Source organism: Candidatus Methylacidiphilales bacterium (assembly GCA_030054035.1).
In the GTDB taxonomy this organism is placed as follows: domain Bacteria; phylum Pseudomonadota; class Gammaproteobacteria; order JASGCS01; family JASGCS01; genus JASGCS01.
The window spans coordinates 14,185-29,269 of the sequence record JASGCS010000007.1; the positions used below are offsets into that span (position 1 = coordinate 14,185).

Here is a 15,085-nt window from a genome sequence, read left to right on the forward strand (position 1 = left end):
AAAAATATGTTAATTATAAACAAAATGAGAATATTTATAACTTATATTCTTGTGGGTTTTGCAGTGGCAGCATGCTCGTCTAATGTCAATGATTCGCCAAAATTGTCATCTTCAGGGATTGAAGAAGAAAAAGCTCCTGATTGGTACAATGATCCGAAATCAGTGGTGAAAGACGGTTCGGATGCAGCCTTAGGCTGCGTAACCAAGACAGGCAATGATAATGCTGACCAACAACGAGCCGCTGCTAGTGCTCGTGCAAAACTCATAGAAGGTATGGTTTCTACGGTTAGCTCCAAAGCCAAGGAAGTCACTGGTGCAGTGGCAAAGAGTGGCGGGACTAACAGTACTGAACAGATCGATCAGAGCACTCAATTCGGCATAGCAATTAAGCAAGTTGCTGAGGCTACAATCAGTGCACCGGTTGTATTTTCAAGAAATATCAAGGATAGTGGTGTTCAAAAGAAATGCGTCATTGTCGCTCTTGATAGTTCTGGTATTGAGAAAGCAAAAAAAGAAATGGCAGCAGCAGCTCGTCGCCAAGACTTTTTTACTAAGCAACAGAGAGAAGAAATTGCCCAAGAAATATTAAAGACTGAAGAGTTTATTAAGGATTAATTTTTATTTCATGATTCAATCGTCTCACTTCCAATCGCAGTCCAAGTTAGCAGGTAAGCAATTATCTGCACTAGGGCTGCTGTTGTTTGCTTTGCTTTGCAATGGACATGCTGGCATCAGTGAGGAACGCAATAATCTTCCCTCATGGGTGACTGCTCCTCCAACAGCAGATGGCATTCTCTATGGAGTAGGGGCAAGTGCCATTACCGGTGACGAAGGTGAAGCGTTGAAGCTCGCACTGGCAAATGCTAAATTTGAAGTGCTCCATCAATTAGGTAGTGATATTTCTTCTCAAATCAATATAACCTCTAATACAATCAACAATGATGAACGCAGCAATCAAGTACTCAAATACTCTCTCCTCTCGGAGCAAAAATTTATCGCATTAATTAAACCAGAAAAACAAGAAATTGTTTACGAAGGAGACCAGCAAACCTACTACGCATTAGTCTCACTTAACACCAAAGAACTCAGTAAGCTGCTCACCGATATCATCAACAATAGAATTAATAGCTTTAATAATCTCACCATCACCGCATGTCAGGATATTGAGCTAACTTGTTTCCTAAGCTACCTCAGACAACGCAACAGCATTCTCCAATTAGACAGCGCCGTTCAACTGAGCACCATGCTCCCGGGTTCTGCCATAGACCCGAGCATCGTAGAAAAAGTCTCCAACCTCAAACAACTCAGCCCAATCCTAAAACAAAAAATCACCCTCTCTATTAACACTAATAGTAATACCGCTATAGAAGAAATCTCCATCTACGCCAAACGAGATGGGTATCGCATCAAGGCAGAATCAAATGCAGAATCAAATGTAGAATCTGATCATAAGGAAAACTCAACTTCCAAGAATACAGTTGACATTGATATTCTCCACCAAGAAACTTGCAACGAAAGACAAGAACTTTACATCTGTGAAGCTACTATTGAGATAGAGCTTAACGCAGGTAGAGCAACTCAACATAAAACTATCACCCAAAACGGTAGATCGTTTGACAAACATAAAGCCATTGCTGACATGAAATACCAGCTAGCCTTAACTATCTATAAAACTATTATTGAACTCATTATTAATTCAGCATGATCCACAATTACCTTAGCATGACCCTCTTCTCAATTTTTTTTAACCTAGCCTATGCAGAAGAACCGCAATGGATTACTAATATTCCTATTGATCCCACAGGAGTTATTCGCTACGGTACAGGCATGCAAAAAATCACCACGAGTAAATCTACTGCCCGAGATTTAGCCATTAATAATGCTAAACAAATGCTCATCGCTAATGTAAGTCAATCAATTCAGTGCAAGAGCGTAGAAAATAGTACCACGCAGCAACAAGGTAACAGTGCAAAGAATTACTCCACAACCAAACAACAATGTAATTTTGAGACAACTTTATCAAATATCCCTAACCTTATCGTGCTAGAAGCGCGACCATCGCCAGATGGTAAACAGTACTATGCTCTAGTGCAGTTGGATCTGCAAGAACTTGCTGACAGCATTACTAGCGACATTAACCAGCAATTACAACCCCACCATAATCAAACTTCGCTACCTCACCTCAAAGCAATTAAAGCCATTATTTCATCAAAAGATTTCATTAATAATATTCAATTACTTAATAATATTCCTATTAAATCAACCGAACCACTTGCTAATTACCCAAGCCTAATTGAAATCAACCAAGCAATTTTTCAAGCACAAAAGAAAATCACTTTTTTTATTAACAAAGCAGAAGGTTTCTACAACAGAGAACACATAAAAAAAACTATCAATGAAATAGGTTTTGCAGTCACTTCCCAAAAAGAAAACGACCTCATTAGTTTAGTGCCTATCAATTCAACTACCTCACTTACCTGCAATGTCACCCAATATGATAACGACACCTTGCATGGTTGCATAGCAAGTTACTCATTAGAAATTGGCAGCAATAATAACATACGATCATTTGCGAATACGCTAACCCTAGCCCCAAGTTACAATCTTTCTAAAATTACACAATCAGCTATTCAACAACTTAACCAACACTACCAACAAGCATTAGGTGAATATTATGAATAACAAATTATTAAGAATACTAATTACCATTAGTGCTCTCACAACCCTAGCATCAATTAACGCAGCCCCACAACTACAATCCATAGTAGAAGGTAGCACAACCATACAACAAACTAGTAGTAATACCATCATCAATCAAACCTCTAACCAAACAATCATCAACTGGAACAGCTTCAACATCAACAACAATGAATCAGTTACCTTCAATCAACCCTCAGCATCAGCTATTGCCATTAACCAAATTCTAGATAGCAACCCCTCCCAAATCTTAGGAAGCATAACAGCTAATGGTAGAATTATTCTCCTAAACCCACAAGGCTTCTACTTTGGTGCAAATTCTTCAGTATCAGCTAATACCTTTATCGTCGCTGCAACTGATATTTCTAATACCAACTACAATGCCATCAACAATCAATTTACTATTAACCATAGCAGTCTTCTATCCAAAGATATCACCACCCATGGCACCATTAACGCCCGTCATGTTCAAATGCATGCTAACCGCATCATCCACACTAACAATACAGAAACTAACCTACCATCAACTATTACCTCTACTACTATTAAACTTGCAGCTCAGCAAGAAATCCTTATCTACTCTACTATCACCGCGCAAGAATCAATAGATATCTTTGCAAAAAACAACTCCACTATCAATAGCACCATTAGCGCACCAACCATTGCCATAAATACAGAAAATTTTTTAAACTCAGGAACTATTGAAACTCCTGATCAGTCTGGAACAGCAATCAACATAACTGCAGCCACCTTTAAAACCAACGGTACAATTCGCACTAACACCACCAACTATCATGCAGGAACAATTTCCATCACCGCAACACAATATTATGCCCTCATTACTGGTATTGTCAGCGCCAACAGTATCAATCATCATGCTGGAACCATTACCATTTCTGCACCTAACCTCAACATCACCACCATATCAGCTACCATTACCGCTAACAGCATTTACCATGATGCAGGAACTATCACCATAGGCGGAACAAAACAAATGCCATTAACCACAGCGCTAACTATTGACACTAATACAACCATTCAAGCAAATAGTGGATCTCGCAATGCCGGCAGCATCACCATCTTCGCTAACACGACTAATTTCTTTGGAACTGCAACTGCAACCAGCAACACTGGATTAGGTGGGTTCATAGAACTATCAGCAAAAGAAAATCTAAACCATAATATCAATAACAACACCCAGCAATTAAATGTCAGCAGTGTATACAGTACTAATGGTACCATTCTCATTGACCCTGAAAATATCTACATCATAGAACCCACTTCATCATTTGAACTATTTAAGCAATTAATAACAGCGGAAAATACCAATACATCACTAGTAGATAGTAATGAAAACAGAGGTATTACTACTTTAGGTAATCTAAACAACTTCGGCCAATCAGTTGCCCTCAATAATACCTATGCCCTCATCGGTTCTCCTAATGAATCAGGAGGAGGAAACGCCTACCTCTACAAATTAGATGGCGCTAACACTTTCAATTCTACTTGTCAAACTTCAGCAGTATCTGGTGCATCTGGATTTTCTACCCCTTGGTGCTCTCTCGCGTCGTTACAAAATACCCCCACTTCTTTTACAAGCAGAGCGTTCTTCGGTCAATCAGTTGCCCTCAACGGTGTCTATGCCCTTATCGGTTCTCGTGGTGAATCAGGAGGCAAGGGAAACGCCTACCTCTACGAATTAGATGGTACTAGCACTTTTAATTCTACTTGTCAAACTTCAGCATCTGGTGCATCTGGATCTACCCCTTGGTGCTCTCTCGCATCGTTACAAAATACCCCCACTTCTTTTACAAGCAGATTCTACTTCGGCTATTCAGTTGCCCTCAACGGTGCCTATGCCCTTATCGGTTCTCGTGGTGAATCAGGAGAACAAGGAAACGCCTACCTCTATAAATTAGATGGTACTAGCACTTTCAATTCTACTTGTCAAACCTCAGCAGTATCTGGTGCATCTGGATCTACCCCTTGGTGCTCTCTCGCATCTACTCAAAATACCCCCACTTCTTTTACAAGTAGATTGTACTTCGGCCAATCAGTTGCTCTCAACTACTACTATGCCCTCATCGGTTCTCCTAATGAATCAGGAGGAGGAAACGCCTACCTCTACAAATTAGATGGCACTAGCGCTTTCAATTCCACTTGTGAAACTTCAGCATCTGGTGCATCTGGATCTACTCCTTGGTGCTCTCTCGCATCGTTACAAAATACCCCCAATTCATTTACACAAAGATCGTCCTTTGGTCAATCAGTTGCCCTCAACAGTAACTATGCCCTCATCGGCTCTATTGGTGAATTAGGAGGAGGAAACGCCTACCTCTACAAATTAGATGGTACTAGCACTTTCAATTCTACTTGTCAAATCTTAGCATCTGGTGCATCTGGATCTACCCCTTGGTGCTCTCTCGCATCTACTCAAAATACCCCCACTTCGTTCTATGCCAGATATTACATCGTCTACTCAGTTGCCCTCAACAGTGACTATGCCCTCATCGGTTCTTATAATGAATCAGGAAGCAAAGGAAACGCCTACCTCTACAAATTAGATGGTACTAGCACTTTTAATTCTACTTGTCAAACTTCAGCATCTGGTGCATCTGGAATTAATACCCCTTGGTGCTCTCTCGCATCTACCCAAAATCAAAATACCCCCTCTTCATTTACAAGCAGATTGTACTTCGGCAGATCAGTTGCCCTCAATAATACCTTCGCCCTCATCGGTTCTTATGGTGAATCAGGAGGCAAAGGAAACGCCTACCTCTACAAATTAGATGGTTCAAATCACATCTCTTCAACAAATTGCGGCAATACCATTTTTCCATCCCCTTGGTGCTCTCTCGCATCGTTACAAAATACCCCCTCTTCATTTACAAGCAGATTGTACTTCGGCTATTCAGTTGCCCTCAACAGTACCTATGCCCTCATCGGCTCTTATGGTGAATTAGGAGGAGGAAACGCCTACCTCTACAAATTAGATGGCACTAGCACTTTTAATTCCGCTTGTCAAACCTCAGCATCCGGTGCATCTGGATCTACCCCTTGGTGCTCTCTCGCATCGTTACAAAATACCCCCTCTTCATTTACAAGCAGATTGTACTTCGGCGAATCAGTTGCCCTCAACAGTACCTATGCCCTCATCGGTTCTCGTGGTGAATCAGGAGGCAAGGGAAACGCCTACCTCTACAAATTAGATGGTACTAGCACTTTTAATTCTACTTGTCAAACTTCAGCATCTGGTGCATCTGGAATTAATACCCCTTGGTGCTCTCTCGCATCTACCCAAAATCAAAATACCCCCTCTTCATTTACAAGCAGATTGCACTTCGGCTATTCAGTGGCCCTCAACAGTACCTATGCCCTCATCGGCTCTTATGGTGAATTAGGAGGAGGAAACGCCTACCTCTACAAATTAGATGGTTCAAATCACTTCTCTTCAACAAATTGTGGCAATACCATTCTTCCATCCCCTTGGTGCTCTTTCGCTGCATCTTATCCCTCTTCAATCATAAGCAGAGATGGTTTCGGTAGTTCAGTTGCCCTCAACAGTACCTATGCTCTCATCGGCTCTTATGGTGAATTAGGAGGAGGAAACGCCTACCTCTACAAATTAGATGGTACTAGCACTTTTAATTCCGATTGTCAAACTTCAGCATCTGGTGCATCTGGAATTAATACCCCTTGGTGCTCTTTCGCTGCATCTTATCCCTCTTCAATCATAAGCAGAGATCGTTTCGGCACATCAGTTGCCCTCAATAATACCTATGCCCTTATCGGCTCTTATTATGAATCAGGAGGCAAAGGAAACGCCTACCTCTACAAATTAGATGGTACTAACACTTTCAATTCTACTTGTCAAACCTCAGCATCTGGTGCATCTGGATCTACCCCTTGGTGCTCTCTCGCATCTACCCTAAATCAAAATACCCCCAATTCATTTACAAGTAGATCGTCCTTCTCTAATTTCGGCATATCAGTTGCTCTCAATGAATCCTTCGCCCTCATCGGTTCTTACATTGAATCAGTAAGAGGAAACGCCTACCTCTACAAATTAGATGGCACTAGCACTTTCAATTCTACTTGTCAAACCTCAGCATCAGGTGCATCTGGATCTACCCCTTGGTGCTCTCTCGTATCTACCTCAAATACCTACCCCTCTTTCAATAGGGATACATTTTCTAAATTCGGCATATCAGTTGCCCTCAATGATACCTATGCCCTCATCGGCTCTTATGGTGAATTAGGAGGAGGAAACGCCTACCTCTACAAATTAGATGGCACTAGCACTTTTAATTCCGCTTGTCAAACCTCAGCATCCGGTGCATCTGGATCTACCCCTTGGTGCTCTCTCGCATCGTTACAAAATACCCCCTCTTCATTTACAAGCAGATTGTACTTCGGCTATTCAGTTGCCCTCAACAGTACCTATGCCCTCATCGGCTCTTATGGTGAATTAGGAGGAGGAAACGCCTACCTCTATAAATTAGATGGCACTAGCACTTTTAATTCTACTTGTCAAACTTCAGCATCTGGTGCATCTGGAATTAATACCCCTTGGTGCTCTCTCGCATCGTTACAAAATACCCCCACTTCATTCACAACCAGAGCTATCTTCGGCTATTCAGTTGCCCTCAATGATAACTATGCTCTCATCGGTTCTCATGGTGAATCAGGAGGAGGAAACGCCTACCTCTATAAATTAGATGGCACTAATACCTTCAATTCCGCTTGTAAAACCTCAGCAGTACCTAGTGCATCTGGATTTTCTACCCCTTGGTGCTCTCTCGCATCGTTACAAAATACCCCCTATTCATTTACACAAAGAGTGAACTTCGGCTATTCAGTTGCCCTCAACAGTAACTATGCCATCATCGGTTCTCCTGAAGAATCAGGAGGAGGGAACGCCTACCTCTATAAATTAGATGGTACTAGCACTTTCAATTCTACTTGTCAAACCTCAGCAGTATCTGGTGCATCTGGATCTACCCCTTGGTGCTCTCTCGCATCTACCCAAAATCTATATACCCCCACTTCATTTACAAGCAGAGCGTACTCCTCCTCTAAATTCGGCTATTCAGTTGCCCTCAACAGTACCTATGCTCTCATCGGCTCTTATGGTGAATCAGGACGAGGAAACGCATACCTCTATAAATTAGATGGTACTAGTGCCTTCAATTCCGATTGTCAAACCTCAGCATCTGGATCTACCCCTTGGTGCTCTCTCGCATCTACCCAAAATCAAAATACCCCCTATTCATTTACACAAAGAGTGCACTTCGGCGAATCAGTTGCCCTCAACAGTACCTATGCCCTCATCGGTTCTCGTGGTGAATTAGGAGGAGGAAACGCCTACCTCTACAAATTAGATGGCACTGGCACTTTCAATTCTACTTGTCAAATCTTAGCATCTGGTGCATCTGGATCTACCCCTTGGTGCTCTCTCGCATCTACCCAAAATTTCCCCAGTTCATTCGTCGGTTCAGTTGCCCTCAATGATACCTATGCCCTCATCGGTTCTTATGCTGAATCAGGAGGAGGAAACGCCTACCTCTACAGATTAGATGGTACTACTATCTTCAATTCTACTTGTCAAACCTCAGCATCCGGTGCATCTGGATCTACCCCTTGGTGCTCTCTCGCATCGTTACAAAATACCCCCTCTTCATTTACAAGCAGATACTTCTTCGGCATATCAGTTGCCCTCAATAGCGACTATGCTCTCATCGGTTCTCATAGTGAATCATCGGATAAGGGTAACGCCTACCTCTACAAATTAGATGGTACTAGCACTTTCAATTCCGCTTGTCAAACCTCAGCAGTATCTGGTGCATCTGGATCTACTCCTTGGTGCTCTCTCGCATCTACTCAAAATACCCCCACTTCATTTACAAACAGATCGGCCTTCGGCTGGTCAGTTGCCCTCAATAGCGACTATGCTCTCATCGGTTCTTATGGTGAATTAGGAGGAGGAAACGCCTACCTCTACAAATTAGATGGTACTAGCACTTTCAATTCTACTTGTCAAACCTCAGCAGTATCTGGTGCATCTGGATTTTCTACCCCTTGGTGCTCTCTCGCATCATTACAAAATACCCCCCCTTCATTTACAAATAGATTAGGCTTTGGCTGGTCAGTTGCCCTCAATGATAACTATGCTCTCATCGGTTCTTTTGGTGAATCAGGAGGAGGAAACGCCTACCTCTATAAATTAGATGGCACTAATACCTTCAATTCCGCTTGTAAAACCTCAGCAGTACCTAGTGCATCTGGATTTTCTACCCCTTGGTGCTCTCTCGCATCGTTACAAAATACCCCCTATTCATTTACACAAAGAGTGAACTTCGGCTATTCAGTTGCCCTCAACAGTAACTATGCCATCATCGGTTCTCCTGAAGAATCAGGAGGAGGGAACGCCTACCTCTATAAATTAGATGGTACTAGCACTTTCAATTCTACTTGTCAAACCTCAGCAGTATCAGGTGCGTCTGGATTTTCTACCCCTTGGTGCTCTCTCGCATCGTTACAAAAAACTCCCAATTCGTTTACAACCAGATTGGAATTCGGCACATCAGTTGCCCTCAACAACTTCTATGCTCTCATCGGCTCTCCTCTTGAACCATTAGCTGGTGAATCAGGAAGCAAAGGAAACGCCTACCTCTACAAATTAGATGGCACTAGCACTTTTAATTCCGCTTGTCAAACCTCAGCATCCGGTGCATCTGGATCTACCCCTTGGTGCTCTCTCGCATCTTTACAAAATACCCCCTCTCAATCTTTTTCAGTCAGAGCTTTCTTCGGCCATTCAGTTGCCCTCAATGATACCTATGCCCTCATCGGATCTTATGGTGATTCACTCATCATAGGAAACGCCTACCTCTACAGATTAGATGGCACTAATACCTTCAATTCTACTTGTCAAACCTCAGCATCAGGTGCAGCTGGATCTACCCCTTGGTGTTCTCTCGAATCTACCAATATTCGAATTATCCCCACTTCATTTACATACAGATTGGGATTCGGCTATTCAGTTGCCCTCAACAGCACTTATGCTCTAATCGGTTCTTTTTTTGAACGATTACCTGGTGAATCAAGAGAATTAGGAAACGCCTACCTCTACAGATTAGATGGCACTAATACCTTCAATTCTAATTGTCAAACTTCAGCATCTGGTGCATCTGGAATTAATACCCCTTGGTGCTCTCTCGCATCTATCCAAAATACTCCCACTTTGTTTACAAGTAGAAGATCGTTCGGAAAATCAGTTGCCCTCAATGATACCTATGCCCTCATCGGTTCTTCTGCGTCAGGAGGCAAAGGAAACGCCTACCTCTACAAATTAGATGGTTCTTATTCCTTTAATTCATTGTGTTCTACTTCAAGCACACTAACATCTGCATGGTGTTCTTTATCATCATATTTTGCCTATGATAGATTGAATGCATTATCCCCTGTTAAAGGTTTTGGAAGCAATATTGCTACTTATGGTAATTTAGTTGTGCTTGGCACATATTATGAGAGTAACTCTAGGGGAAATGTATATTTATATAATACTGACTCTAATAATTGGCTATCACTAATTGGTACCATTGGTTCTCATTCTTTAAATATTGCAGATGGCGCACAGTTTGGTAAATCTGTTGCTATTAATAGTAGGTATGTGTTAATTGGTGCTCCATTTCAGAATTTATTCCCTAATTCTGGTTATGGGGGAGGAAGTGCTTATTTGTATGATTATACTGGAATTAATGAAAATAATAACTGGCAAGATTTATCTCATAGCTTAATTAGTAAATTTGGTGAATTATCAAGCTGTTATACTTGTTTATTTATACAAAATAGGCAGTTTGGATACTCCGTTGCGTTAAATGAAGGGTTTGCTCTCATTGGTGCGCCTAGGTGGGGTATAAATGATAATTTAGCAGGTGATGTTTTTTTATATGCTCTTTCAGGTACCAATACCTTTAACCCTAATTGCTTGACTTCTAGTAGTCCCGTTACCAGCACCCCTACCTCACCATGGTGTCGTTTAAGAAGTTCTGGCGTACCACCTGTTACGAATAGTTCGTATGGGTTTGGTAGAGCTGTTGCGCTTAATGCCGAATATGCATTGATAGGTGCACCTTTTATGGATAATAATTCAGGCAACGCTTACCTCTACAAAATTAATGGTGCCCATACCTTCAATGCTAATTGTCAGACCTCAGCTGTATCTGGCGCTAGTGGTTTTAATACTCCATGGTGTTCATTAAATACTATTGATATAGATAGCGATACTGCTGGAGTTCAAAATCCACTATTAGCAATGAGTGGTGGAAGGCTGGGAAGTTCAGTTGCGCTTTCTAGTACCTATGCGTTATTAGGAATGCCAGGTGATTCTCTTAATCGAGGCAATGCAGTACTCTATGCGCTAACTGGTGATAAAAAGTTTACTTCAAGCTGTACCATTACAGGAACACTCACTTCACCATTTTGCACTTTAAGTTCCAGTACTGGGTTTTCTACGCTTGCACTGCCTTCAGGTAGTTCTTTTGGATTTTCAGTCGCGCTTAATGATAGTGGAGCATTAATTGGTGCCCCTACTAAAAGTATTCTCGGAGAGGCGTATTACTATGATTTAAGTGGCACTGGGGTTTTTAATCAGAATACTATTTGTGCTAGCGCTTCTGCTAGTCCATGGTGTGTGTTAAGTAGCATTGGAAATACTAATAATCCAATCAAAAAACTTACTCCTGAATGTCAGATTAGTGGATGCTTGGTTGGTTATTCCGTTGCGTTTTCATCATCGCGGATGTATGTTGGCGCCCCACACTGGTTGTATACAATCGGTACGGTGTTCAGTTACCCACTACTAGGATCTATTTTTACTCCTGCTCAAATTAATACTATCCTCACTAGTGGTAATTATGAAATAGCTGCCACCTCCACCATTTTTATTGGTGCATCGCTTAATAATTTTGGTAGTTCTAATAAATTGACCCTTACCGCTCGTTCAATTTCATTTATTGGAACTTCCACTCTTAATCTTGGTAGTAGTAGTAACTTTGTAAAGATCTCAAATAGTGATTCAATAGTTATTAATGGCACCACGCTATTGCGCGATGTATATGTTGAAGTATCATCATTGCGTCAATTACTTGGCAAACTTCATATATTGGAATCCTCAAATTCTCAAATCACCAACCTTTTTGTTAAACAAACTTCTGGCAATGTTAATTTAAGTGATTTAACACCAATTTCCTTTAATGGAAATCTTGGATTCTATGCCTTAGCTGGTAGCTTGAATGCCGGGCAATTGTCCGTTTCATCTGGTACAGTAACACTCAATTCTACGAGTGATATTGTCGCCACTTTGAATAGAAGTAATGCTAATTGGAGCACAGCAAATCTAGTTATTGAAAATCAAAATCTTGGCGCAGTGAGTTTGACTGGTAACATATATTTACTCAACGCAATCCCTACTAATTTTTCCAATCGATATGCCGTCAATGTAATTTCTGGTGATGCGAACATTGATTTTAATCTCACTAGAAATTTAGCTCGAGTAGAGTTGGTATCAAATCAAATTATTACTTTATCTGCTAATATTACGACTGAGGGCTTTTCTGCTGCTAATCGATTCGGCGGTATTCATACTACTAATAACGGGCAAATCACAGCTAATAATGTAAGTTTAATAATTCTAGGTGAAGGTAAAATTGGTAGCGAATCAGCCCCTATAGTAGTAAATAAAACTACTGGAACTTGGAGTAGTTCATCACTTAGTGCAGATGGAGAAGACGTGTATATTAAATCAGCAACCCCTGGTTTATGGAATGCGTTTATTTATGGAATAACAGTATCAATTGAACAAACAGTTGGTTCAATTGATATTAGTAGTTCATTTTATTTAGATAATAATCGGGCACTTGACGGTTTGACTTTAAAGGCAAGTGCTGTTGGTGCAAATATTACTACATCAAACAATGCAGTCATTACTTGCTCAAGCTGTCGTTTAACATTGCTGGCTCCTAATGGTAGTATTGGTAGTATTGCAAATCCAATCACGATAAATTATGTTAATACCCAATTGAGCGGAAGTTGGCTTATTGCTAATGCTGGTAACTCTATTTATATTAAGAGCCCAAATAGTGGTTTATATAAAGATTCTTTTACTTTTGGTAGTGCTGGCACACTTTCATTAGAACAGAGCAGTGGTAATATGATTTTAGATAGAAATATTTCTGTAACTAGCACTCAAACTCTTATCTTAAAAGCATCAGGAGTCGCTAGTGATATTTCACTTGCCTCTTATAGTGTACAAGGTGGTACTGTGCAGTTAATCGCAACTGGTTCGCTACTTAGAAATACTGGAAATGTTACCGCATCTACTATACGACTTGATGCACCTACGATAGGAAGTGTTGGTGTCCCATTCTACATAGATCGACCCAATGGTGATTGGAATTCAAGTAATCTACAGTTCATTAATCTTAATGGCTTGTATTATATTGAAACTGTTCGTCCTGAGTCATGGAAAGGGTTGCCTAGTGGATTTGCAGGAACTTTTAATCTAAAGCAAACACAAAACGCTATTAACATTACTTCGCACATTAATTTTCCCTCAGCTACAATTAAATTGCACGCTTCTAGTGGTGGTAGTGTCATCACTACCTTGTCCTCAACTGCTATTACCGCTTCTAGAATCATACTGCAAGGTAGTAATATTGGATCTAGTACCAATCCAATTGAAATTAGCAGAGGAAGTGGTACTTGGGATTCTACATCCTTGCAAATTAGCCTAGACTCTGTGTCTTCAAATGTTTACATCAAGAGCGCAACCAGTGGTCTATTGTCAGTCAACTTGAGCGATTTGCCTGTTCAATTTAATGGCGAGTTTAATTTTATTCAAACTGCTGGTAATGTTCTTTTGGCGAATTCACTTTCATTTCCTAATGCCACCTTAAATCTTACCGTATCTTCTGGTACTGTATCGTTTGCTAATTACTCTATGAATTTTTCAAGAGTTGGGTTAACAAGTGGGGATATCACCACTACTGGAGGTGGTATTACAGCTAATTCTCTATCATTGACGAGCAGCGGTCATATCGGTACCAGCACACAACCACTTGTCATCACTAAACTTAATGTTACTGATATGTGGAACTCTAGCACGCTCTATGCGCGAAGTGCAAATTCGGGAAATATATACCTTAAGTCAAATTCGCAAGGTTTGACTAGTGGGGATTATTTGCTCACAGGTACAGGTATCTTGTCATTAGAGCAGAGTGTTGGTGATCTTGTGTTGTCAAATCACCTGTATACCCAAAAAAATCTCCGCCTCGTTGCGACTTCGGGAAGTATACTATCTGCAAATTATCGCATACAAGCAAGTCGGCTTGAGCTAGTAGCCCCACTTGGCTCTATTGGGACTGAGAGTCAACCAGTTCGCATCATCGGTTACGGAACTGGTGGCGCAGACACTTTTGCTTCTGGAGCTATTACTCTCACTGCATGCACTTCTAACTGCGCCGTTGGAGTAGGAAATATATACATTGCAAGAATTGGCACATCACTTAGTGATTCCACTTTTATCACTAAAAGAAATGAACTATGTACCGCAGTAAATGGTAATAACGAATGTACTACAGTTGCATCTGGTCAAACGATTACTAAGTCTGGGATATTTAAGCTAACCAATTTTATTCCCGATTTAGATATTCTGCAAGCAAGTGGTACTGCAGGTGGTACTTGTACTTCCAGCACCTCACTATCACTTTCCACTAGTGCGGCTGGTGCTTCAATTACCAATGACACCAACTGTACCCTCAGTACTACTTCAGTGTCACTAATCGCAGATCTTGATATTGGAAGTTTAGCTAATCCCATTAAGCTTGGTTCGCAATCGATTACTTCACTCACCCTCACCTCTCAAAATGGAAGTATTTATATTTCAAAAGGGGCTGATGTCCTTAGTATTTTTATCAATGGCGCGAGCATTAGTCATGGCACTGCTGGCAGGCTCTTTCTTTATCAAACTGGTAATATTTCAGTGAATACATCTCGCAGCTATCCTACCCTTGCCTTGACCCTGCGTTCAGATAGTACAAGTAATATTACATTTAGCAATAATGCTAATTTAGAATTTAAATCTATCTCCCTATTTGCTGGTGGCTCAATCGGTATAACTGGATCGGGCACTCTTACTGCTGAAAATATTGCTATCCAAACATCTAATAGTTCTGGTTCTATTGGTAGTAGTGGTAACCCACTGACGCTAGTTCGTTCTTCCAATACTTGGACCTCCAACAATCTCAATCTTACCAGTTCAGGCAATATCTTCCTCAAATCTGCAAGTGCAGGTATTTTAAATGCAACCTTAAACTCGTTCTCATCA

General features: G+C 40.9%; 4 protein-coding genes. All 4 read left to right on the plus strand.

Features of this window, described 5'->3' with window-relative positions; genetic code table 11:
* Positions 1-6: 6 nt before the first annotated feature.
* The gene (locus tag QM538_05705; GenBank protein ID MDI9347981.1) at positions 7-615 is read left to right on the plus strand and encodes a hypothetical protein; all 609 of its coding nucleotides are present in this window, start codon (positions 7-9) and stop codon (positions 613-615) included.
* Between the two features lie 10 nt (positions 616-625).
* The gene (locus QM538_05710; protein ID MDI9347982.1) at positions 626-1,705 is read left to right on the plus strand and encodes a hypothetical protein; all 1,080 of its coding nucleotides are present in this window, start codon (positions 626-628) and stop codon (positions 1,703-1,705) included.
* A gap of 17 nt (positions 1,706-1,722) precedes the next feature.
* A complete protein-coding gene (locus QM538_05715) occupies positions 1,723-2,682 on the plus strand; it encodes a hypothetical protein (GenBank protein ID MDI9347983.1) in 960 nt (319 codons plus the stop codon).
* On the plus strand, positions 2,675-15,085 hold a 12,411-nt coding region (locus tag QM538_05720), incomplete at its 3' end, for a filamentous hemagglutinin N-terminal domain-containing protein (protein ID MDI9347984.1). The genes QM538_05715 and QM538_05720, both read left to right, overlap by 8 nt.